Source organism: Halomonas halmophila (assembly GCF_006540005.1).
GTDB lineage: Bacteria > Pseudomonadota > Gammaproteobacteria > Pseudomonadales > Halomonadaceae > Halomonas > Halomonas halmophila.
Genome location: NZ_BJOC01000027.1, coordinates 24,551 through 49,346 on the forward strand (window position 1 = coordinate 24,551; position 24,796 = coordinate 49,346).

Annotated in this window: 13 protein-coding genes; 9 read left to right on the forward strand and 4 right to left on the reverse strand. The window is 62.6% G+C overall.

The window, feature by feature from the left end; genetic code table 11:
* Positions 1–549: 549 nt before the first annotated feature.
* From HHA01_RS15005 to HHA01_RS10400, 5 genes are all read left to right on the forward strand, one after another.
* Positions 550–9,786: a peroxidase family protein gene (locus tag HHA01_RS15005; RefSeq protein ID WP_218023799.1), complete on the forward strand. Its 9,237-nt coding sequence runs from the start codon at positions 550–552 to the stop codon at positions 9,784–9,786.
* Positions 9,787–9,878: 92 nt separating this feature from the next.
* Positions 9,879–11,624 carry a type I secretion system permease/ATPase gene (locus HHA01_RS10385; protein WP_141320405.1) on the forward strand — a complete coding sequence of 582 codons (1,746 nt, stop codon included), beginning with the start codon at positions 9,879–9,881 and terminating at the stop codon, positions 11,622–11,624.
* Positions 11,621–13,456, forward strand: coding sequence for a calcium-binding protein (locus tag HHA01_RS10390; RefSeq protein ID WP_141320407.1), 1,836 nt, complete (start codon positions 11,621–11,623; stop codon positions 13,454–13,456). The genes HHA01_RS10385 and HHA01_RS10390 overlap by 4 nt, the downstream gene beginning before the upstream one ends.
* A gap of 9 nt (positions 13,457–13,465) precedes the next feature.
* Positions 13,466–14,794, forward strand: coding sequence for an HlyD family type I secretion periplasmic adaptor subunit (locus tag HHA01_RS10395; RefSeq protein WP_141320409.1), 1,329 nt, complete (start codon positions 13,466–13,468; stop codon positions 14,792–14,794).
* 240 nt (positions 14,795–15,034) lie between these two features.
* The gene (locus HHA01_RS10400) at positions 15,035–15,658 is read left to right on the forward strand and encodes a LysE family translocator (protein WP_141320411.1); all 624 of its coding nucleotides are present in this window, start codon (positions 15,035–15,037) and stop codon (positions 15,656–15,658) included.
* 10 nt (positions 15,659–15,668) lie between these two features.
* Here the strand turns inward: HHA01_RS10400 and HHA01_RS10405 are convergent, their stop codons facing one another.
* Positions 15,669–16,205, reverse strand: coding sequence for a YgjV family protein (locus HHA01_RS10405; RefSeq protein ID WP_170214864.1), 537 nt, complete (start codon positions 16,203–16,205; stop codon positions 15,669–15,671).
* A gap of 61 nt (positions 16,206–16,266) precedes the next feature.
* Positions 16,267–17,916: an acyl-CoA dehydrogenase family protein gene (locus HHA01_RS10410; RefSeq protein WP_141320413.1), complete on the reverse strand. Its 1,650-nt coding sequence runs from the start codon at positions 17,914–17,916 to the stop codon at positions 16,267–16,269.
* 134 nt (positions 17,917–18,050) lie between these two features.
* Here HHA01_RS10410 and HHA01_RS10415 point away from each other — a divergent pair, with 134 nt between their 5' ends.
* The gene (locus tag HHA01_RS10415) at positions 18,051–18,602 is read left to right on the forward strand and encodes an NUDIX hydrolase (RefSeq protein WP_141320415.1); all 552 of its coding nucleotides are present in this window, start codon (positions 18,051–18,053) and stop codon (positions 18,600–18,602) included.
* 87 nt (positions 18,603–18,689) lie between these two features.
* Entirely contained in the window at positions 18,690–19,178 is a 489-nt protein-coding gene (locus tag HHA01_RS10420; protein WP_141320417.1) for a glutathione peroxidase, read from the forward strand.
* A gap of 63 nt (positions 19,179–19,241) precedes the next feature.
* Here HHA01_RS10420 and HHA01_RS10425 read toward each other — a convergent pair whose 3' ends face one another.
* Both HHA01_RS10425 and HHA01_RS10430 read right to left on the reverse strand, forming a co-directional pair.
* Positions 19,242–20,228 carry an Ldh family oxidoreductase gene (locus HHA01_RS10425; RefSeq protein ID WP_141320419.1) on the reverse strand — a complete coding sequence of 329 codons (987 nt, stop codon included), beginning with the start codon at positions 20,226–20,228 and terminating at the stop codon, positions 19,242–19,244.
* Between the two features lie 11 nt (positions 20,229–20,239).
* Positions 20,240–22,276, reverse strand: a complete 2,037-nt coding sequence (locus HHA01_RS10430; RefSeq protein WP_141320431.1) for an NADH:flavin oxidoreductase — start codon at positions 22,274–22,276, stop codon at positions 20,240–20,242.
* A gap of 108 nt (positions 22,277–22,384) precedes the next feature.
* On the opposite strand from HHA01_RS10430, the gene HHA01_RS10435 reads away from it, so the two are divergent.
* Together HHA01_RS10435 and putP are read left to right on the forward strand one after the other, a co-directional pair.
* Positions 22,385–23,176 (forward strand): pyrroline-5-carboxylate reductase family protein, encoded by a 792-nt coding sequence (locus HHA01_RS10435; RefSeq protein WP_141320421.1) that lies wholly within the window; start codon positions 22,385–22,387, stop codon positions 23,174–23,176.
* A 112-nt stretch (positions 23,177–23,288) separates the two neighbouring features.
* On the forward strand, positions 23,289–24,776 hold the full coding sequence (putP, locus tag HHA01_RS10440) for a sodium/proline symporter PutP (protein WP_141320423.1): 1,488 nt from the start codon (positions 23,289–23,291) through the stop codon (positions 24,774–24,776).
* The last annotated feature ends 20 nt before the right edge of the window (positions 24,777–24,796 follow it).

Below are 24,796 nucleotides of genomic sequence, written 5' to 3' on the forward strand. Positions count from 1 at the left end.
TATATTAGGGTTTTGGGAGGTGTTTTAGAGTGTTGTTTTGTGTTTTTTTAGAAGTTATGAAGGGTGATTGATATATAACTAGTTGAGTTTTAAAATATTTCTTATTTTTTAGGTTTTGTTTTCGTGTTTCTGGGGTTTTCTGTCTCCAAATCTCCTGGAGATTTTGCTGGTTTATTGCTGAGTGATTTTTGGGTTTTTTGGGGATGATGCTTTATTGTCATCCATATTTTTGCCTAATTATTGGTTTTCTATATTAGATTTTTTGAGTTTATTTTTTAAAAAGATGAGGTTTTCGATCCTTTTCGATCCGTTAGGTTTAGATATTTCTAGGGTGTGTGATGGTTATTTTGAGGAGGTGAAAAGAATTTTTCCGAATTAATATTGTGTCATGGGAGTTGCCTAAGGCGGTTTTTCGTCGAGGTGGCGCGGCATGGATGTCGGTTTTTAGAGACAAAATAAGCAGCCCGCTGGTTGAGTTGATGGGGCCGCCAAATAGATTTTCTTTTGAAAAGAATAAGTAGCAGTGCCCAATCGGGCCTGGGGGGAAACATGGCTGTCAAACTGAACCAGCACGACCTGGAGTTCATTCTCAAGCAAATCAAGATCGCCGAGGCACATGTCGCTGGCACGCCTCTCGACCAACTGCTCGCGCAGCCGCATCTGCCCTATGGCCTGCGCACCGTCGACGGAAGCCTCAACAACATCACTCCGGGACGTGAGCTCTGGGGCGCAGCCGACCAGGTCATGCCGCGCGCGATGCAGCCGTACTACATGAATGAAGGCGACGACAACTTTCACAACATGATCAATAACAACGACTATGGAGTCGTTGGCGAAGAAACCGGCAGCATGGCGCAGAACGGCGGTCATACGGGCAATGTCGCGGACGCCGACCCACGGATCATCTCGAACCTGATTTCCGATCAAACGCTGAACAACCCCGCGGCGATCACGGCAGCACTGCAATATGCCGAGTACGAAGACCTGGCGGGTGGCGTTGCCGGCGTACGTGAGGAATACGCGAACTACCTTCAGGCCATCGAGGATGGCGGGCTGGGCACGCCCGGCAACGAGGAGGCGCTTGCGGCGGCCAAGACGGCACTCGACCAGACCCTGCTCGACAATTACGGCATCGAGATGGACGGCAACAGCATCCTGCTGCCGAACGTCGCCCCGGATGAGGGCCTTTCGGCGCCGTTCAATGGCTGGATGACCTTCTTCGGCCAGTTCTTCGATCACGGCCTCGACCTGATCCACAAGGGCGACAATGGCACGATCTACATGCCGCTGACGGCGGATGATCCACTGGTCACCCACGGGCCCGACGGGATCCCGGACAGTGGCGACGAAGTGAACATCAACATGCCGCTGGTGCTGACGCGCCTGACACCGACGATGGCGCCGGGCGAGGATGGAGTCCTGGGTACTGCCGATGACACGCCAGAGGCGAAGAACAAGACCACGCCCTTCGTCGACCAGAACCAGACCTACACCTCGCATCCGTCGCACCAGGTATTCCTGCGCCAGTACGAGATGGTCGATGGCAAGCCGATGGCAACCGGCCGACTTCTCGACGGCGAAAATGGCGGCCTGACCACCTGGAAGGACGTCAAGGATCAGGCCGAAGCGATGCTCGGCATCAATCTCGATGACCGCGACGTCTTCGGCGTTCCGTTGCTGCGGACCGATCCCTACGGCGAGTTCATCCGTGATGAGAATGGCTTCCCGCAAGTCGTTACCAATATCGGACCGGATTTGATTCCGAATACTGCCGACGACGTGGTCGCCAGCGGCACACCGGACAACCCGCTCGTGCTCGCGGAACTGAATGACGGTCGCGGTCCGGTTCGCACATCCCATGCGTTCCTGGACGACATCGCCCACAACGCAGTCCCGATTCTGGTACCCGGTGCGGAAGGTCAGCCGGCGATCCTGATGCCGGATACGAACTCCGGCACCGACCCAATCGGCGACCCGATCCCGGTTGACCCCGATACGGAGCAACCGCTCTATGACAACGAATTGCTCGACCGCCACTTCATCGTCGGCGACGGGCGTGGCAATGAGAACATCGGCCTCACTGCCGTCCACCATGTGTTCCATTCCGAGCACAACCGCCAGGTCGAGGCGAACAAGACGTACATCCTCGAACTTGCCGAAGCGGGCGATATCGACTTCCTGAACGAATGGCTGCTCGAGCCGGTCGACGCGGGCTTCGATCCTGAGAGCCTCAACTGGGATGGCGAGCGGCTGTTCCAGACGGCGCGGTTCAGCACCGAGATGCAGTACCAACACCTCGTCTTCGAGGAGTTCGGTCGCAAGGTATCGCCGCTGATTGACGTCTTCGTCTTCAACACCGTGACCGACGTGGATCCGGCAATCTTTGCCGAGTTCGCGCATACCGTCTACCGATTCGGTCACTCAATGCTGACCGACCACCTGAAACTCCTGCCCCTGAACGAGGCCGGAGAACCCGTCGATGCGGATGGCAACCTCATCCCGATCGAGGACTGGGGCGTGGATGTGGGCTTGATCGAGGCCTTCCTGAACCCGGTCAGATACGATCAAGACGGAACCATTACCGCCGATCAGGCGGCCGGTGCCATCTTCCGCGGCATGACCTATGTGCACGGTAACGAGATCGACGAGTTCGTTGTCGATTCGCTGCGCAACAACCTGCTTGGCCTGCCGCTCGACCTGCCGGCGATCAACATCGCCCGCGGCCGCGATGCCGGTGTGCCCTCGCTGAACGAGGCGCGCGAGCAACTCTATGCGGCGAGCAACTCGACCTGGCTCAAGCCCTACGAGAGCTGGGCCGACTTTGGCGCGAATCTCAAGACACCGGCATCGATCATCAACTTCATCGCTGCCTATGGCACGCATCCATTGCTGGAAGCGGCGGATACATTGGTAGAGAAGCGCGACGCGGCGATGCAGCTGCTGGGGTTGTCCGAGGCGACCACGGCCGAGGCGGGCGTACTCACGAATGCGAGCTTCGAGACCAACTCTCTCGATGCGGGGCAGGCGGGGGTCAACACCCACGTGGACGGCAATTACACCACGACGGCTCCGGATGGCTGGACGCTGACGGGCCAGGGCGGCCTGATTGCGCCGGCATCAACCATCGTCGACCAGACAGGTGTCGATGGCAGCAACGTCGCCTGGCTGCGAGAGGGCGGTATGCTCTCGCAGAACACGGGACAAACCCTCGAAGAGGGCGTCAACTATCGCCTGACGATCGACGTCGGCGACCGCATCGGTATGGACTGGCCAGGCGGCGAGGCTAGGCTTGTCACCGCGACCGGCGTGGTGCTTGCATCCGTGAGCCTCGCTGAGCCCGCCGAAGGCGAATGGTCCACCGTCACGCTCGAGACGGGCTTGATCGATGCCGCACACGAAGGCCTCGGACTGTCGATCGAGATTCAGCATCCCGGCGGTACCACCGATCAGATCTTGATCGACAATGTCGGCGTCGATGTCCTGCGTCCAACGGAGATCGGCGACCGGCTCGACTTCCTCAACGGCACTGGCGACTGGGCCGGGGTGGAAACCGGCCTCAACCTGGTCGACCTGTGGATCGGCGGGCTCGCCGAGAAGATCATGCCCTTCGGCGGCATGCTCGGGCCGACCTTCAACGCGGTTTTCGAGCTGCAGCTCGAAAACCTTCAGGAAGGCGACCGCTTCTATTACCTGTCGCGGACCCAGGGCCTGAACCTGCTCAACGAGCTCGAGAACAATGCTTTTTCAAAGTTGGTCATGGCCAACACCGACATGGCACTGCCGGGCGCTGACGGAATTCTCGGCACCGAGGACGATGAGGTTAATTTCCATGTTGGCGTCGACTCCTTCGCCAAGCATGACATCGTGCTCGAAGTGGATGAGAGCAAGCAGATCGCGATGGATCCCGAAGGCGACGATCCAGTGCTCAATGCCATTCGCGACAAGGTGCAACGTGACGATCCGTCAACACCCGGTGTCGACGAGAACTACCTGCGTTTCACCGGCGGTGAGCACGCGGTGTTGGGTGGCACTGAAAACGACGACACCATCATTGGCGGCGACGGTGACGATGCTATCTGGGGTGACACCGGCCACGACCGGATCGAGGGCGGCCACGGCGTCGACCTGATTATCGGTGGCGCCGGCGACGATATCATCACCGACACTGGCGACACCGGCGACTTCATCAAGGGCGAGGGCGGCGATGATGTGATCGCTAACTCGAACGGTCTCGACGTGGTCATGGGTGGCGATGGCGAGGATGTCATTCTCGTCGGCGTCGATGCGACCGAAGTGTTCGCGGGAGAGGGCGACGACTTCATCCTCGGCGGTGCCGACCACGACTTCATCCTCGGCAATGAAGGCGACGACTGGATGGAGGGCGGCGACGGCTTTGACGTACTAAATGGAGACAACTCGGAGCTGTTCTTCAACTCCACCATCCTTGGCCATGATGTGATGTTTGCCGGCGCCAACGAGAACGACTTCGACGCCGAGTCCGGCGACGACATCATGGTTCAGGGCGAAAGCGTCATGCGTAACGAGGGCATGTTCGGCTTTGATTGGGCGATCCACAAGGGCAGCCCGGTCGCCGCAGATTCCGACATGCGGATTCCGATCTTCACCACCGTCGCCGACGACATTCTGCGCGACCGCTTCGACCAGACCGAAGGGCTGTCCGGGTGGATCCACGATGACGTGCTGCGCGGCGACGACCGCGGTAGCACCGAGGAGATTGAAGTCGAGTTCAGCCTCGATAATCACGGCCTGACGCAGGCTGGCGTCAACCGAATCGATGGGTTGCGGGAGCTTCTTGGCATCAGCATCGAGGACGCGCCAACCGATCCAAACATCGATTTGGAGGAGGTGGTGGCCTGGGCCGAGGGCAACATGCTGCTGGGCGGCGATGGCAACGATACCTTCGAAGGGCGCGGCGCCGACGACTTCATCCATGGCGATGCTTGGCTGAACGTGCGCCTCAGCATCCGTGAGCTCGACGCCGAGGGCAATGTGGTAGAGGGGACCGAAGCCTTCACCGTGGACAGCCTCACGGACATGGTGACGCTGGGCGGCGAGACGAAGGAGTTGTCCAACTTCCTGCTGGAAGGGGTCGTCAAGCCGAAGCAGTTGAAGATCGTCCGCGAGATCAAGTACGACGAAAACAGCACCAATGACACCGATACGGCGATCTTCGCGGGTAACCGCGACTGGTACGAGATCACCCATGTCGGCGACCGGACCTACGTCGCACGGCGCGAGCTGGAGGAGGTCGATCCGCAGATCGACGAAGGCACCGACACGCTCATTGGCATCGAGCGGATCCAGTTTGCCGACGGTCTCTACACCATCCGCGAGACCGGCAATGTCGATCCTACCGGCCGCCTCGTCATCGATGGGCTTCCGGCTCGCGAGGATCAGCCGCTGACGGTCAGTGCCGATAACATCCGGGATCTCAACAACCCGAACGGCAGCGTTGATCCGACCCAGATGACCTTCCGCTGGCAGATCGAGCGTAACGACGGGACCGGCGACTATATCGACATCCCCAATGTCAATGGCCTGACCTTCACGCCGAGTGACGAACATGACGGCCTCCGTATCCGTGTGCTGGGATCCTACTACGATGCCGGTGGGGTACTGGAGATCGTCTCCTCGCAACCGACGGACCCTGTCATCGGCGTCAACGACGAGCCGACGGGACCATTGTTGATCAGCGACATGTCCCCGACCGAGGGGCAGGAGCTAACCGCGACCGTGGCCTTCAGCGATCCGGACGGCATGACCGATGCCTTCGAGGAGGGGCTGCTGACCTACCAGTGGCAGTTCTCCGCGAACGGTGTCAGCGGCTGGAACAATGTTCCGGCAGAGGACGGCGGCAACGATCGTAGCTTCGTTCCCGGCCCAGCACTGGTGGGCTATCGACTGCAGATGGTGGTCGACTATTTCGATGATTTGTTGAACGAGCACCAGGTGGTCTCCAACGTCACCCAGGTGGTGGGCAACTACATCGAGACCGACGATGCGGTAGTCAACGGCACCACCGGCGGCGACGCCGAGGGCGGCGCGACCCAGGGCGATGACATCATCATCGGCGGCGCCAGTGCCAACGAGCTGAACGGCCAGAGCGGCAACGACACTCTCAACGGTGGCGATGGCGACGACCGTCTTCTCGGAGCCAATGGCGATGACACCCTGGATGGTGGCTTGGGCGATGATCAACTGATCGGCCACGCCGGCAACGATACCGCGATCTACCGCAACGGGCACGGTAGCGACACGATCAACCTGGGTCCCGATCAGGACCGGCTGCGGATTCTCGAAAGCACCTTCGGTGCCGACGATGTGGTCGAGGTGCAATTGAGCGGTGGCTCGGTCAGCAACGTGAACGGCACCACCACGTTGGTTAACGTCGAGGCCACTGAGCTAGATCTCGCCGGTGGCAACGACACGTTGATCTACGCGACCGCCGAGGATGTCACGCTGAACCTGCTCACCGGTGCGGCAACGGGCTTCTCCGTTACCCGCGGCGTGGAGAACGTCACTGGCGGAACCGGCAACGACACGCTTTCGGGCAACAGCCTCGATAACCTACTCGATGGTCGCGACGGCAATGATTCCCTGCTTGGCGGCTTCGGCAACGATACCGTCCTCGGCGGCGTCGGCGACGACGACCTCTATGGCGAGGAAGGCGACGACACCCTCGAAGGCGGCGATGGCGACGACCGTATCGATGGCGGTGCCGGTCGGGATACCGCTTCGTACGCCGCAGCGGCGGCGGGGATCACGGTCTCGCTACTCGGGCAGGCGGGCCGGGCCAGTTTCGAGGAGCAGGATACGATTGGTGCGGGCACTGACCGGCTGATCGATATCGAGAACCTGGAGGGAAGTGGCCATGATGACAACCTGACCGGCAATGACGGCAACAATGTCATCGACGGCGGGGCCGGTGCGGACATGATGGACGGCGGCGCGGGCGACGACACCTTCGTGATCGATGCGGACGGGGATGTCGTGAGCGGTGGTGACGGTATCGACACGATCCGCGCCTCCATCGCGATCAACCTGCACCCCACCCTGGACGATCAGGTCATCGGGGGGCACACCGTGGAGAATGCGGTGCTGCTCGGCAGCCAGGATCTTGATGCCCGCGGCAATGGAGCCGACAACCAGCTTACCGGTAACGCCGGTAATAACACCCTGCATGGTGCCAACGGCACGGATACGGTTGTGCTGGAGGGCTCGATCACCGATTACACCTTTGCTCCTGCCGGGAGCAATCTGACGGTGACCAGTGTGGCGGGCGGTACCGACACGCTCATCGCCATCGAACGGGTGACGGTCGAGGGCAGTGCCTACAACATCGTCACGCCTCCGATGCCCGGCTCCAACGAGGCCGATCTCATGCTTGGCTTCGGCGGGAATGACAGTCTGAGCGGTGGTGCGGGAGACGACATTTTCCTGGGTGGCGGCGGCGCGGACACGATGATCGGCGGCGCTGGAAACGATACCTTCGTTGTCACCGATGACGGCGATGTCGTGAACGGAGGAGGTGGCGTCGATACGCTTCTCTCGTCCATCTCGGTGAACCTGCATCCCGACCTGGACGATCAGGTCATCGGCGGGCACACCGTGGAGAATGCGGTGCTGCTTGGCGGCAGTGACCTCAATGCGCGGGGCAACGGCGTCGACAATCAGCTTACCGGCAATGCGGGCAACAATAACCTGGTCGGGGCCAATGGCAACGACGAGCTGATCGGCCATGGCGGCGGCGACACCCTGCTGGGTGGCAATCAGGACGATGTCCTGGATGGCGGCGAAGGCAACGACGTCCTCAACGGCGGTAGCGGCATCGATACCGCGCGTTTTGCCGGGTCGGCAGGTGACTACACCTTCGGCGTGAGCGGCGCGGGACTTTCGACCGTCACGCACCTCGACAGCGGCGACGAGGACACGCTGATCGGTATCGAGAGGCTGCAGTTCGGCGAAGGAGACATGCTGAACATCGTCAGCGGCGACGGTGATGTGACGTCGGCGGACCCGGGGATAATCTTCGGCGGTGATGGCGATGACAGCATCGTCGGCAGCAACGGCGACGACGTCATCATTGGTGGTGCCGGCAACGATACGCTGCAGGGGCACGACCTGGGTGACGGCGACGATGACGTGGTGGAGCCACAGCTCGACGACGACACCTTCATCTGGCGCCCCGGCGATGGTATGGACAACATCAATGGCGGTGGTGAAGGTGCCGAGGGCGATACCTTCCAGGTCGTCGGTAACGCTCAGGCGGAGACCTACCGCATCTATACCTACGATGAAGCGGTGGCCCGGATAGCCTACGCCGGCAGCGACGAGAACGAGATCATCGTCACGCGGCAGGTCCAGGGTGAAGCCGAGACCATCATCGCCGAGCTCACCGAGATTGAAGAGATCGTCGTCAACGGCGGTGGGGTCAGCGATAGCGGCCAGTTCGGCGGCGACACCGTCGAGATGTACGGCAGCTTCGACGTTGCCACGAGTCTGAGGCCCGATACGATCACGATCCTTGGGTCGAGCGGGGACGACACCGTCGATATTTCGTCACTGCTCTCCGACCACCGGGTCGTGTTCAAGGGCGCCGGCGGCAACGACACCATCGTCGGCACATTGCGGCCACAGGATGTGGTCGAGCTGATGCCGGGCACCACGATCGACGATTACGTCACCACCACTAACGAGGACGGCTCGACCACGATCGCGACAGAAGGCCATTCCGTGACCTTCCGCAGCAGTGGCCAGCCACCGGTCTTCGGTGCAGGCACCGAGGAGGTCGAGGGTAGCGTCGCAGCACCTGAAGACGACCACCACGACAATGGCGTTGTAGCTCCTCCGGCCGACCAGACCGGTCACGATGATCAGGATGACGTTCCCGCGAATGATGCCGATCAACCGTCTGCCGACGAGGCAGAGGTCGTGGTGCCGACTCCTGCTGCAGTGGTCGCGGGTAGCGAAAGCGCTGATGCATTGGTCGGGACGGCGGACGGCGAGACGCTCATGGGGCTCGGCGGTCGGGACGTCGTCTTCGGCCATGATGGCGACGACGATATCCTTGGCGGTGCCGGCGACGACATGCTCTACGGCGATGGCGGTGATGACCGTATGCTCGGCGAAGCCGGTAGCGACTTCATCAATGCTGGTGCCGGCGACGACACGGTCTTTGGCGGCGACGGTGACGACATGCTGGTCGCCGAAGCCGGTGACGGTGACGACACCTACTACGGCGACGACATGGTGGGAGCCGATGGCAGCGACACGCTGGACATGTCGGCGATCACGGCGGCAATCACCGCGGACCTCGGCACCGGTTTCATGGGACGTGGCAGTGTCTCGAGCGCTGCAACCGGCAATGATGGGCTGTGGGGTGTCGAGAACATCGTCACGGGGTCGGGAGACGACACGGTTACGGCGAGCGGCGCGGCCAACGTAATGGATGGCGGTGCAGGCAACGACACCTTCCGCTTCCTCACCACGGCAGATGCGCACGGCGATACCATCATGGGATTTCAGCCGGGCGACCTTATCGACCTCAGTGGCCTGGACGCGAATGGCTGTGCCTCGGGGAACCAGAGCTTCACATTGGTGAACGAGGCCTTCACCGGCGCCGGGCAGCTCATGTTCAGCCACCAAACGCTCGATGGCGAGGACTACACCGTCGTGCAGGGCAATACGAGCGGGGACGATGATGCCGACTTTGCCATCAGCATCAAGGGTCGACATGAACTGGGAGTGAGCGACTTCAACCTCTAACGAACGACAGCGACAACAATAACGATCCCTGCGGGCCGGGTATTCCCGCCCGCAGGGATAGCCCGTTCGACTTAGGGGCAGGGGGAGTTCACATGCGTAAAAGAGACGCCAAGACGTCGGCGAAGCGCAAGAGCGCAGAGCAGCTGACCAAAGGTTTTCGAGGCATCCTGGTCTTTCTGTTCAGCATGTCGGGGATCATCAACATCCTCGCATTGACCGGTGCCTTCTACATGCTGCAGATCTATGATCGGGCGCTGACCAGCGGGAGTATTTCGACGCTGATCGCCATCTCCATTCTGGCGCTCGGCCTGTATTGCTTTCAGGGAATGTTCGACATCATTCGTTCCCAGATTCTTGTACGCGTGGGTGCGCGCCTCGACAAAAGTATCGCGCCGATGGCCCATCGGGTTGCTATCGACATGCCGCGCTTCGGGTTTTCGACAGCTGAATCACTGGAGCGTGGTCGCGACGTTGATACCGTGCGCGGTTTCCTCGGCAGCCAGGGACCCATAGCATTGCTGGACCTTCCCTGGATGCCGCTGTTTTTGGTCTTCGTCTACCTGCTGCACCCCTACCTTGGCGCGCTGGTGTTTCTCGGCGGCTTTATCCTTGCCATGCTCGCGATTGCCACCGAACTGATGACCTCGAGGTTGAGCAGCGCCATGCAGCAGGCGGTTGTCACGCGCAATACCATTGCCGACTCCAATGCCCGCAATGCCGAAATCCTCAAGGCGATGGGCTTCGCCGGTCGCGCGGTGGCCCGCTTCAATCGCGCCAACGACGATCATCTGGAGTTGCAGACGCGAACCAATGATGTCAGCGGGACCCTCGGGGCCGTCTCGCGCGTTTTGCGGATGATCCTGCAGTCGGCTGTTCTCGGCCTCGGTGCCTTGCTCACGATCCAGGGGGAGCTTAGCGCCGGCGCGATCATCGCCGCTTCCATTGCCTCCGCGCGGGCGCTTGCCCCCATCGATCTGGCGATCGGCAACTGGAAGAGCGTCGTCGCTTCGCGAACCGCCTTTTCACGATTGAAGGAAACGGTCGTGGCGCTGGCGGAGGCTGATGAACCGATGGAACTGCCCAACCCTAGCTCCTCTCTCAAGATCGAGAACATCACCGTCGCCGCACCCGATTCCGGACAGGTCCTGCTCAGCGAGGTGAGCTTCGAACTGAAGGCAGGCCAGGCTATCGGGATCATCGGTCCCAGCGGGGGAGGCAAGACGACGTTGCTGCGTGCGTTGACAGGAATCTGGCCCGTGCTGCGTGGCAGCGTGCGGCTCGACGATGCGGAGCTCTCGCAGTGGCATGACGAAGATCTCGGTCAGTTCATCGGCTATCTGCCGCAGGAAGTCGCACTGCTTGATGGCACGATCGAAGAGAACATCTCGCGGTTTCAGGAAATGCCGGATTCCCAGGCAATCGTGGCAGCGGCGATGGCCGCAAGCGTCCACGAGATGATCGTGCGCTTGCCAAACGGTTATCGAACGCAGCTCGGCTCGCTCGGTGCGTCTCTGTCGGGTGGCCAGCGGCAGCGGATCGGACTCGCCCGCGCACTCTTCGGCAATCCCTTCATCGTCGTTCTGGACGAACCCAATTCCAATCTCGACGCCGAAGGCGAAGCAGCGCTGACAGCGGCAATCGAAGGCGTGAGGCAGCGTGGCGGTATCGCCGTCGTGGCCGCCCATCGCCCAAGCGCTCTGGCCGCCGTCGATCTCGTGTGTGTTATTCAGAACGGCCGGTTGGCCGCTTTTGGACCGAAGGACGATGTCATCGGCAAGTCCAACGTGCGTGAAGTGCATTCTGCCAAGACGTCGCGGAAGGAGGCACTGGGACCATGATTAACGTCAAGGGTACGAAACAAGCACTGCCGGAAGATGACGCCGCGCAGCGCTACGTCCTGAAGAACGGGGACGAGGTCTCTCGGACGCCTCTGGTGGTCGTCAGTCTACTGACGGGGGTCGCGGCTTACCTGAGCTCGATCTTTTCCTGGGGCCGGGAGCGCGATCCCCAATCGCAGCCAGAAGAGCCAGACACGGCGGCTGGCGTTGCCGCGGAGAGCGACAGTCCAGTGGACTTGGTGCACGAAACTGCTCCACCGCAAGCATTCACTGATACGGCCGATGACGCCCCTCCCGGCTCCGCAATACCTGGGGTCGTCGATGCCCCGCGGTCGATGCCTTTTCGTTACCCGGGTGAGTACGACAGCGTCTCCGTAATCGCCGGATCGGCAAGCGGCAATGCCGACGTTGCATGGACGGATCGCGTAAGCAGCGGTACCGGCACACCGTCTATCGACATGGCTAGTCCCGGCGGTCATCGCGCGCCACTGGGTAGCGACGGCCCCTCGGGCGGTGAGTTACCGCCGAATGAGGGCTCGTCCGCCGGAGGCGATGGCCCCACGGACGGTGGCGGCTCTCCGGATGGTGAGTCACTCGACCCTGAAGGTGATGACGATGACGCGATTCGACCCGATGGCAACCGTGCGCCACGCGTGTCGGGCCCCGTCTATCTGCTGGACGTGGCGCCGTGTGTGGCGCTGCCGATTGCCTTCGATGCGTTGCTGAGCAAGGCAGAGGATCCCGATGGCGACGCCCTCTCGGTGCAAAACCTGGCTGTATCCTCCGGCACGCTGACACAAGCGGAAGACGGCTGGGTGTTCCAGAGCGACAGCGGGTATGCGGGGCCTGTGACCCTTTCCTATCAGATCACCGACGGCGAGCTTACGGCTGATGCAGTCGCGCGTTTCTCCGTTGTCGAGCCGCCCGCTATCCCGGGAACCGCGGCCAACGACATGCTTCTCGGCAGCCTCTACGCCGATGAGATCGATGGTGCAGGGGGCGATGACATCATTGATGGACGGGCTGGCGACGACGTCCTGGCCGGAGGAAGGGGGGACGACCACATCGTCGCTGGAGGCGGTGATGACGTGGTCGTCGGCGGCGATGGCGAGGATATTATTTTCGGCGGTGCGGGAAATGACCATCTTTTTGGCGACTCCGGCGACGACCTGATGTTCGGGGGCGATGGCGATGACGTGATGGCCGATGGGGTGGGTCGTGACGAGGTTTTCGGCGGCATGGGAAACGACCGGGTCGTGGCGGCACTCGACGCGGACAATGACGTGTACGACGGAGGCGCCAATTCGGACACTCTCGACTACAGCCAAGCGGAGGCAGGACTCTTGGTCGATCTCGTGAACGGTGTCGCCAACGGAGTGGAAATCGGCCATGACGTCATCAGCGGATTCGAGGAAGTGCTCGGTAGTCGAGGCGCCGATCAGTTCATCCTCGGAAGTGAATCGATCGTGCTCACCGGCGGTACTGGTGATGATGTCTTCGCGTTTGTCAGCGCCGATGTGGATCAACCGAATGCCGTTTCGCACGCGGTCATGGACTTCGGGGTCGGAGATCGTATCCGGCTGTCTGAGTACGAAATTTTCTGGAAAGCCGACGACGAGCCACAAGGCCGTTTCGAACACATCTACCGCGATGAAGGCGGTGAAGATCTGCCGATACGCTATCGCCACGATCGGGACGACGGACACGAGTGGACCGTGATCGAGACCGACTTCGAAGGCGATGAGATGTGGGTGACGGCCGTCTCGCTGCAGGGGATGTACGAGCTGTCGTGGTCTACAGAGCGTGATGATGGTCTCGAATGGCTATCATAGGAGCCTAGAATGCACACCAAGGATCATGCCGGCGGTATCGACACGTCCTCGCCGAACCCGAAAAACGCTTATCGACTCGGCCCACGCATCTGTGCGGGTGCGGCACTCGCTCTGCTTCTGCTGTTAGGAGCCGGCGGTTGGGCCGCGAGCGCTCAACTCAGGGGGGCCGTAATCGCGCAAGGGGCCGTGACGGTGGACCAGAACCTGAAGTCGATACAACATCGTGATGGTGGCATCGTCAGCGAAATAGGCATCAGGGAAGGCGACTTCGTTGAAGCGGGAGAAGTGCTGCTGCGACTCCAGGACACACAGACCAGGGCGGAGCTTTCGATCGTGCGCTCCAAGCTCGTGGAGTTGGCCATCAGGCGAGCGCGGCTGCTGGCAGAGCGCGACGGACTTGCGGCAATCGAATTCCCGCCAGACCTGGACGCCAGCGAGGCTCCGGATGTGTTTCTCGGCGAAACACGTCTCTTCGACGGCAATAGAACGAGTCGCCAAAGCAAGAAACAGCAGCTCGAACTCAGCGTCGAGCAAATCGAAGAAGAGATAAGTGGGCTGGAAGCGCAGCGGCAGTCGAAAGACGAGGAGTTTCATCTAGTCGCGACCGAATACGAGGCGAACAAGGGGCTCGTTGGCAAAGGGCTGATTGCACGCACACACCTCGTTCCGGTCGCTCGTGACAGAGCACGACTGGCCGGTGAACGCGGTGAGATTCACGCCTCCATTGCCAGAGCCAAAACCCGCATGAGCGAAATTCGCCTCCAGATTATCGCGATCGATGAGAACGCTCGCACCGAAGCGCAGCGGGAACTAAGTGTCGTGGAAGCAGAATTTTCGGAACTGCGTGACCGGCGTATCGCCATCGAGGATCGGCTGGCGCGAACAGACATTCGTGCTCCGATTTCGGGAACCGTGAATGAGCTGAACATCCACACCATAGGAGGCGTGATCACGCCGGCCGAAGAGCTCGTCACGATCGTGCCGGAAGAAGCCAGACTGAAGGTCGAGGTGAAGCTTGCCCCGGTAACCATTGATCAGCTCTGGGTCGGACAGCCGGTCAGGCTCCGTTTCACTGCCTTCAACCAGAGAACGACGCCGGAGCTCAAAGGCGAAATCATCTATGTCTCTCCCGCGACGACACGCGACGACATGACTGGCGAGACCTACTATCTTGGCGATGTCGACGTTTCTGCAGAAGAGCTTGAGAAACTTGGCGCCATCACGTTGCTGCCCGGTATGCCAGTCGAGGTTTTCATCACGACCGAAGAGCGTACGGCACTGACGTATTTTATCAAGCCAATTACCGACCAGTTCAGCAGGGCCTTCAGGGAAGAGTGAGGTGACCTGGACGTTGTCTTGCGAGTATCGGCCGACGGACCGGCGCCTCTTGTGCGAGTCCTGAGCACCTCATTGATAAAGGCCGACCGACGCCCATGGTACAGGGACGCATCCCGGACGCGGGATGATCTTGGCCATGCTGATGAGCCGCGTTCACGTCTGCGCCACTGGGTTGGCATCTGTCCTTCCCGGAGGTGATGTCGTAGTGTGGCGTTTTGGTCGTGTGTTCAGGAAAGCATCATGCCGTTGTCTCTCTGGTTGTCATTGGCGGCCATCTGTGCCATGGGCGCCATGTCGCCGGGCCCCAGCCTGGCCCTGGTGTTGCGTCATACCCTGGGTGGCGGGCGCGTGCCGGGCGTCATGGCGGCGTTGTCACATGCGCTGGGGGTGGGGCTCTATGCACTGCTGACGGTCTGGGGGCTGGGGGCGCTGATCGTGCGCTTCCCGACGCTGTTCCAGTTGATCACCTGGGGCGGTGCGGCCTATCTGGCCTGGCTGGGCATCAAGGCCTGGCGGGCCGGGCGCGGCGGTGCCCTCGAGGCTGGCGCCATGGCCACGTCGAACCGGCAGGCGGCCCGCGAGGGCATGCTGGTGGCCCTGGGCAATCCCAAGCTGATCCTGTTCTTCGTGGCCCTGCTCAGCCAGTTCGTGACGCCCGACATGAGCCTGCTCGAGCGGGCCATCATCGTGCTGACGGCGATGGTCATCGACGGCGGCTGGTATGTGCTGGTAGCCCTCGGACTCTCGCATTCGCGGGTGCTGCCCTGGTTGCAGGCCCGCGCCCACTGGATCAACCGCCTCACCGGCGTGCTCCTGCTGGCGCTAGCGCTGCGGGTGGCGATGGGCCCCTTGATGGGGAGCTGACCCGTCCGTTTCAGGGTGTCGGCTGGCGTTGGCTGTCGCGCCTGATGCGCAGGATGGTCACCACATTGGTGACGAAGATCAGGCCTTCGGCGATGCTGCCGCCGATCGAGCCGGCCAGCAGGTTGCTGATGACCCAGCAGAAGGCCGCCGCGGCGAGCATGATCCGCATGGCGATGCCGCGCAGCATGAACATGCCGTAGGTGCCCAGCAGGCCTGCCGCGAGCGCCGGTATATCGTCCGGCCCGCGCCAGGTCAGGGCGGCGATGAGCAGGGTGGCCAGCAGGATCGCGACCATGATGGCGGTATGGCCGGCATAGCGGCGTGCCAGGATGATGCGCAGGATGATCAGTGCCGAAATGCCCGAGGCCACCCAGCTCTCGAAGAGCGCGAACTGGACTGCAAAGGCGACATTGGCAAAGATCAGGATGACCAGCAGGCGATCGTCGCGCTTGCTGGAAAAGGCCACCAGGCATAGCGCCAGGGCGGTCAGGCTGACGGCCTGGCCGAGCAGCCAGCGCAGACTCAGATCTTCCAGGGCAAACTCCATGACAGGCACCGTGTAGCGGGGAGGTCGGGTGGACGATGCCCACTCTATCACGTCCCGGGTGCTAGTCCTGGAGCCTGGCCAGGATAGCGTCCTCCGGGGCATCCGGGGGCAGGCTGCCGAATACCGGGCTGGCCTCGAGCAGGCGCGAGCGGCAGAAGGTCTCGCCGATCTCGGGCGGGGCATGCTGCATCAGCAGGGCGCCCTGCAGACACTGCGCCAGGCTCTGGGTCAGCCGGCGGGCCTGGCGCTCCAGCGTCTCTGCCGGTGCTTCGAGCAATTGAGCGAGGGACTGCATGGCCGTGTCGAGCGCGGCCGAGGCGCCGCGTGCCTGCTCGAGCTCCTGACGCAGTGCCTCCAGGGCTTCCGGATGGCGCTGGAGCACCCGCAGCACGTCCAGGCAGATGACGTTGCCGGACCCTTCCCAGATCGAGTTGACCGGGGCTTCGCGGTACAGGCGTGCCATGGGCGACTCTTCCACATAGCCGATGCCGCCCAGGCACTCCATGGCCTCGGCGAGAAAGCCTGGGGCGCGCTTGTTGTGCCAGTACTTGGCGAGTGCCGGCAGGAGCCTCGCCAGAGCCGCTTCGTGGGCATCATGGCGTGCCGCACCGTCGAAGGCGCGTGCGCTGCGCAGGCACAGGGCCACGCCGGCCTCGACCTCCAGGGCCATGTCGGCCAGCAAAGTGCGCATCAGGGGCTGCTCGGCCAGGCAGCGGCCGAAGGCCTGGCGAGTCTGCACATGCCGCCAGGCCTCGGAGAGCGCCTGACGCATCATGCCCACCGGGGCCGTGGCGGCATCCAGGCGCGTCTGCTGGACCATCGAAAGGATGGTGGCGATACCGCGTCCGGGCTCGCCGAGCGGCTCGGCCCAGGCATCGCGGTATTCGATTTCCGCGGAGGCATTGGCGCGATTGCCGCACTTGTCCTTGAGGCGCTGAATCTCGATGGCATTGCGCTCGTTATCCGGCGTGAAGCGCGGCACGAGAAAGCAGCTCAGGCCATCGTCGGTCTGCGCCAGGGTCAAGAAGGCATCCGACATGGGCGCACTGCAGAACCACTTGTGGCCATTGAGTCGCCAGCCATCTGCCGTCGTGCTGGCGTGGGTGGTATTGCTTCGCACGTCGCTGCCGCCCTGTTTCTCGGTCATCGCCATGCCGCAGGTCAGGGCGGTCTTTCGCTCGGCGGGTAACACTCGGGGGTCATGGTCCCAGCTCAGCAGGCCGGGCGACCAGCGCGCATGCAGGTCGGCCGAGTGTCGCAGTGCCGGGAAGGCCGCATGGGTCATGGTGATCGGACAGCAGAAGCCGGGCTCGGCCTGGGTCAGCAGATAGAGCGCCGCCACATGGGCCTGGTGGCCACCGCGGCCTTCCTCCTGCCAGGCGACGGCATGCCAGCCAGAATCCATGGCCAGATGCATCAGCTCATGGTAGGCCGGGTGGTAGTCGACCTCATCGAGGCGACGGCCATGGCGGTCGAAGAGTCGCAGCTCGGGCGGGTGGCGGTTGGCCGAGTCGCCGAGTCGGCGCACCGCCTCGCTGCCCGCGGCCCGGCCCAGCGGCGCCAGCCGTTCCATGACCCAGTCCGGCGCTTCGCGGGCCAGGGCGTCGCGCAGCGGCCTGTCCTGCGCCAGCAGGTCCTGGTCGCCGCTCGGCGGTGGCTGATTGTGCACCTCATGGCTGGCCAGGCGAGAGCGGGGGGCATGATCCGGCATCACAGGCTCCAGTGGCAGGCTCCTCTCTTCAGCATGGTGGGCGCGGGCGGTGGGGTCAAAGGGAGGGGGCCGGTGTCAGTGACGGCCTGCGTGCGAGACGTTAGGCTGATAGCGTCGTCCGCGGAGAAATTGTCATGCCCCAGTATTCCGCCAGCCTGCCCGATGCACTGGCCGTTCAGCGTATTTCCGATGAGCGGATCCAGGTGGTCGATGCGCGTAATCGGCCCTGCGGCAGCGCCCCGCGAGCGACCATGCGGCGTTACCGGTTCTGGCACCGAGCCACCTACATTGTGGTCCGCAATGCCCACGGAGAGCTTTGCGTGCAGCGCCGCACCCTCTACAAGGAAGTCTTTCCCGGTGGAATCGACCTGGCCGCGGGCGGCGTGGTGGGTGCCGGTGAGGCGGTGCATATGGCGGCACGGCGCGAGCTGGCGGAAGAGCTGGGAGTGAGTCGCGAACCCCTCAGGCACCAGCTGGAGTTCGTGCATGCAGCGGGAGGCAACTTCATCTTCGGTAGTGCCTTTCTGGTGGACTACAGCGGTCCGTTGACCCTGCAGGCCGAGGAGGTCGCCGACGCGTTCTGGCTGCCACCCGCGGAGGCGCTGGCGCTGGAAGGCGTAACACCGGATACCCGCCAGGTGGTCGAGGCGCTTGTCGCGGCTGGCAGCTTGCATGCCGGCCCTTGAGCGCCGCGTTGTCATCTGTTGCGGGAAGGGGCTGGCGCCGGCCGGGTCGGCGTGGCATCGTGAAGAAACAGACAGCGAGCCCGAGCCATGAGCATTCACGATCATGATTGCCGCACGCACAGCGGCGAGCCCTTCAATCTAGGCGCCCTGCGTGGCCAGGTGCTGCTGGTCGTCAATGTGGCCAGCCGCTGCGGTTTCACCTCCCAGCTCGGCGAGCTGGAGCGCCTCTATCGTCGCCACCGCGACCGGGGCTTCACCATCCTGGCCTTTCCCTGCAACCAGTTCGGTCGACAGTCACCGGAATCCGCCCAGGGGTTCTGTTCCTTCGGCGAGCAGACCTACAGCGTCACCTTTCCGATGATGGACAAGGTGAACGTCAACGGACGCCATGCCCATCCGTTGTTTGTCGAGCTCAAGCGCCAGGCCCCGGGCGTGCTGGGCACCGGCTTCATCAAGTGGAATTTCACCAAGTTTCTGGTCGCCCGGGATGGCCGTGTCGTCCGCCGCTTCTCGCCACGGGCACGCATCGGCGAGCTCAACGAGGCGCTGGAGTCCATCCTGGATGAGCCCTGGTGACACGGCACGGGCAGCTTGCCATGGCAGGACTGCCTGAGGTCGTCGACCGCCAATGACGGGCCGTCAGGAAGGGGCCATGCGTTCCAGTACGGAGGTTTCGATGGCAATCTCGTCAGGCACCTCATGTGTGGCGGGCGCCCGCTGTCCGGGGATATAGGCCCCCTGTTCGCTGAGCCGGTCGAGCTGTCGCGTCAGTCGTGAGGCAAAGTCCGGATCCAGTGCATCGGGCTGGATGGCGATGATGGTCAGGCCGGCATCCACCGAGGAAGCGGCCTCGCCGCCCTGCGGCATGTCGAGCGACCAGGCGGCGCCCGATAACCCGGCCGCCAGGCATTCCACCATCAGGGCAATATTGGCCCCCTTGGCACCACCGAAGGCCAACAGGGCGCCGCGTAAGGCGGCGACCGGATCGCGGGTGGCAGCGCCGCTTGCGTCAATCGCCCAGTGGTCGGGGATCGCCTGCCCGCTGGCGGCGGCCTGGGTCAGGTTGACCAGTGCCGTGACGCTGGAGGCCTGATCGATCAGCAGCGGGGGCCGGCCGGCGATCAGGGGCGCGGCGAAGGCCATGGGGTTGGTACCGAAGACCGCCCGACTGCCGGGCTGACTGGCCAGCACGGCGGGGCTGTTGGAAACCGCCAGAGTGATCAAGCCGGCTTCCGCCAGATGGCGGGCGTAGTACCCCAGCTCGCCGGTCGTGAAGCTGTTGCGCTGGGTGAATAGCGCAACCCCCAGCTCATGTGCCCGGTCGATCAGCGTGGGCGCCGCGCGGTCGAAGCCGAGTTGCGCGATGCCGCCGTCGGCATCCGACTGGAGAATGGCCGGCAGGGGAAGCGTTAGACCTGGCGCCGGGTCGGGGTTGATGCGCCCCGACCGGTAGGCGCTCAGATAGTCCAGCAGGTGCGGGAAGCCGACGTTCTTGCGACCGCCACTGGCCGCGGCAACGGTGACCCGGGCCAGTGTCCGGGCGCTTTCCGCGCCAGCGCCCGCGGCCAGGCAAGCCTGTTCGGCGAGCCCCAGCGCCTCCGCCGTGGTATAGGTCCGCTCGGTCATGCCGCCTCCTGTTACAAATCCTTGACCAGCCTGAGGGCGTCATAGATGGCGGCATGGGTGTTGCGCGACTCCACCGCATCGCCCAGGCGGAACAACTGGAACCCCCCTTCGGCATGGCGCACCACCGACTGCGGGTTGCCGGCGATCAGGTCGTCATAATCCACCTCGCCGCCATTCGACGCATGTTCCTTGAGCTCGAAGTACACATCGGCCATGGGCGTGATGCCGTAGTTGACCACCACCTGATCGACACGACGCTCATGATCCAGGTCCATGTAGTCACTGGTGATACGCGCCAGCAGCTCGCCATCCGCACGTTCCACGGACTTGAGCCGGTAGGTGGGCGTGAAGGTCACGTTGGGGCGCTGTAATTCGCGCATGTAGGGCACCAGGGTCATGGCCATGATCTCCGACGAGAAGGTTCGGTCGGGCGTCATGATCTCCACTTCGGCGCCGGTATGAGCGATGATCTCGGCCGCCTGCAGGGCGGCATGGTCACCGGCATCATCGAACAGCAGCACCTTGTCGCCCGGCGCAACGTGGCCCGAGAGGATATCCCAGGTGTTGACCACCAACTGGTGGCCCTGGGTCGGCATGTCCTCGATGGGGTAGCCACCGGTGGCCACGATCACCACGTCCGGGTTCTCCGCGAGCACTTCCTCGGCCTCGGCGAAGACGTTGTAGCGAATCTCCACGCCCAGCGCCTCGCAGCGAGACAGGCGCCAGTCGATGATGCCCATCATGTCGCGTCGGCGCGGGCTCTGGGCGGTCAGGCGTATCTGGCCGCCGGCCTCGCTGGACGCCTCCAGCACCAGTACCTCGTGCCCGCGCTCCGCGGCCACTCTGGCGGCCTCCAGCCCCGCCGGACCGGCGCCGATGATGACCACCCGGCGCTGCTGGTCAGCGGGCGGGATGGTATGCGGCATGGTGGTTTCACGCCCGGTGGCCGGGTTGTGAATGCAGTAGGCGGCGCCGCCCTGATAGATGCGGTCGAGGCAGTAGTTGGCACCGACGCAGGGGCGAATTTCCGCTTCGCGATCCTCCGTCAGCTTCTGGACGATATGCGGGTCGGCCATGTGCGCCCGGGTCATGCCGATCATGTCGACCAGGCCGGAGGAAATGGCATGACGGGCCGTGGCGACATCCTGAATCTTGGCACCGTGGAAGGTCGGGAAGTCGACCTGTCGGCGGATCTCGCCGGCAAAATCCAGGTGTGGAGCGCTGCGCATGCCCTGTACCGGGATGACATCGGTCAGGCCCGGGTCGGTATCGATGTGTCCGCGCACCACATTGAGAAAGTCGACCAGGCCACTGTCCTTGAGGCGCTGGGAGATGGTCATGCCGTCCTGCGGCGTCAGACCGCCCTCGAGCATCTCGTCGCCGGTATAGCGCAGACCGACGATGAACTCCGGTCCCACTCGCTTGCGAATGGCCTCGAGCACTTCGAAGGTGAAGCGCAGTCGGTTGTCCAGACTGCCGCCATAAGGACCCTCTAGGGTGTTGGTCAGCGGCGACCAGAACTGATCCATCAGATGGCCGTAGGCCTGCAGCTCGATACCGTCGAGCCCCGCCGCATGCATGCGTTCGGCGGCATCGGCGTAATCGCGGATCAGGCGTTCGATATCCCAGTCCTCGACCTGCTTGGGGTAGGCACGATGCGAGGCTTCGCGATGGTGCGAGGGCGAAACCGTCGGCAGCCAGTCGCCCTTGTCCCAGCGCGTGCGCCGGCCCAGGTGAGTAAGCTGAATCATCACCGCCGTGCCGTGTTCATGGCAGGCATCCGTCAGCTCGCGCATCCAGGGGACGACCTCATCCTTGTAGGCCAGGATGTTGTTGAACACCGGCGGACTGTCCCTGGACACCGCCGCCGAACCGGCCGTCATGGTCAGGCCCAGGCCTGCCTTGGCGCGCTCGACGTGATAGGCACGATAGAGCTCCTTGGGCATGCCATCTTCCGGGTAGGCCGGTTCATGGGACGTCATCATCAGACGGTTCTTGATGGTCAGGTTCTTGAGCTGAAACGGCTGCAGCAGCGGATCGGTGGCCACGGTCAGGCCCTCCATCTTGTTGTGTTCTTGACAACGTTAGAAGCGACTGTACATGATTGTCAATCAGATGTTCATCGATGTACATAAAAGGCGTCGGAGGTGCGGCACATGCTGAAAGACCTGGTGGTTGGCGTGATTGGCGGGCAGGGCTGGGTAGGGCGAGCCCTGGGGCTGGCGTTGCTCGAGAAGCGGTTGTTGGCACCCGAGCAACTGGTGGTGTCATCCCGTTCGGCACACACCGGCGCCTATGTCGACTGGCCCGGCGTGCGCTGTGTTCAGGATAACCGGCAGCTCGCTGATCTGGTGGATGTCATCGTGCTGTCGATTCGTCCGCAGGATCTCGCTGATATCGACACCCAGGTCGGCGACAAGCTGGTGATATCGCTGCTGGCGATGGCATCCCAGGAGTCCGTCGCCCGCCAGCTCGGCAGTCAGCGGGTGGTGCGGGCCATGCCCAATGCGGCCGCGGAGATTCAGCGTGGCTACTTTCCCTGGTATGCGTCACCGGCCATCAGTGATGGCGATCGCGGCATCGTGCAGGCGTTGCTGGAAAGCTGCGGCACGGCACGCGAGGTGTCGTCCGAAGACGCGATCGACTACCTGACGGCGGTGAGCGGTGCCGGGCCCGCTTACCCGGCCCTGCTGGCGCAGGCAATGCTGTCGCACGCCCGACAGGCGGGGCTCGACGATGATGTCGCCCGAGAAGCCGTGATGCAGACCCTGGTGGGCGGCAGCCTGTTGCTGGAACAGCAGGCGGCCGAGCCTGGTGAGATGGTCAAGCGCCTGGTGGATTATCAAGGCACCACCGCCGAGGGGTTGAGCACCATGATCGAAGGCGGCTTCGAGCGGGTCGTCCACGAGGGGCTGCAGGCGGCCTATCGAACCGCCAGGGAGGGATAAGCACGTATCTGGCCGACGTTGTGTGGGCCAGCCATTGATCACCAGATCCATAACAACGAGTACGCCGAACCTCCGGTTCAAGACCAACAATATTCAATAATCAGGTTCCACAATGATAGATACGAGTCACGGTGTCGTGATCGGCACCTTCATGGCGTATTTCGCCATCATGCTGATTGTCGGTGTCGTTGCCTACCGGCGTTCCAACAATTTCTCCGACTATGTGCTCGGTGGCCGTACTCTGGGGCCGTTCGCCACGGCCCTCTCGTCCGGGGCTTCCGAGATGTCCGGCTGGCTGTTGATTGCCATGCCTGGCGCTGCCTTTCTGACCGGCATGTCATCCTTCTGGATCGCCGCAGGTCTGCTGGCGGGTACGCTGCTCAACTGGTTGATCGTGGCGCGCCGCCTGCGGGTCTATAGTTTCATCGCCAATAATGCCCTGACGATTCCCGAGTACCTGGCCGAGCGCTTTCAGGACCGCACGCTGGTGCTGCGGCTAATCTCGGCGATTTTTATCATCATCTTCTACCTGTTCTACACCAGTTCGGGGCTGGTGGCCGGCGGAAAACTGTTGAACACCGTCTTCGGCATGGACTACTCGCTGGCGGTACTGGCCGGCGCTCTGGCGGTCATTTCCTACACCTTTTTCGGCGGTTACCTGGCGGTCTCCTGGACCGATGTCATCCAGGGCATGATGATGTTCCTGACCCTGGTCATCGTGCCGGTGGTGGCAATATATGAGCTTGGTGGGGTCGGCGAGGCCTTCTCCGCCGCAGAAGGCGCCAAGGCCGGTGTTCTGAATGGCCTGCGGGATGCGTCGACCGGCGAATGGCTGACCTGGACGGCTGTCGTCAGCTCATTGGCCTGGGGGCTTGGCTACTTCGGTCAGCCGCATTCGCTGGCGCGCTTTGCCGGCATCAATGATGCGCGCAATATCCCCATGGCGCGCTGGATCGCGGTGATCTGGACGGCGGTTGGCCTGGTGGGCGCCCTGCTGATCGGCATACTCGGCAATGCCTATTTCCCTGATGGCCTGGGTGACCACGAGCGCATCTTCATGTTCATGATCGATATCATGTTCAATCCGCTGGTCGCTGGTGTATTGCTGACAACCGTGCTAGCTGCCGTCATGTCGACAGCCGACTCTCAGTTGCTGATCTGTTCGTCGACGATTGCCGACGACATCTACAAGGCCGTTTTCCGCCAGTCCGCCTCGCAAAAGGAGTTGGTCATGGTGGGACGTGTGGCGGTCCTGGGCGTATCCAGTGTGGCGGTCATGCTGGCCTTGAACCCTGACTCCAATGTACTCGGCCTGGTGTCGTATGCCTGGGCAGGGTTCGGTGCGGCTTTCGGGCCGGCCCTCATCGCGTCACTCTTCTGGCCACGCATGAACCAGTGGGGCGCGCTGGCAGGTGTTGTCATGGGCGGGTTGACCGTCATCATCTGGGGGCAACTGAGTGGCGGTATCTACGATCTGTATGAAATCGTGCCGGCCTTTCTCTTCTCGGCACTGGCGATTGTGTTCGTCACGCTGGTGACGCCGAGGCCCAACGAAGATGTTGGCCGTCAGTTCCAGAGCATGCTTGAAGAAATCCAATAACACTCATCGGGAGTGCGTGT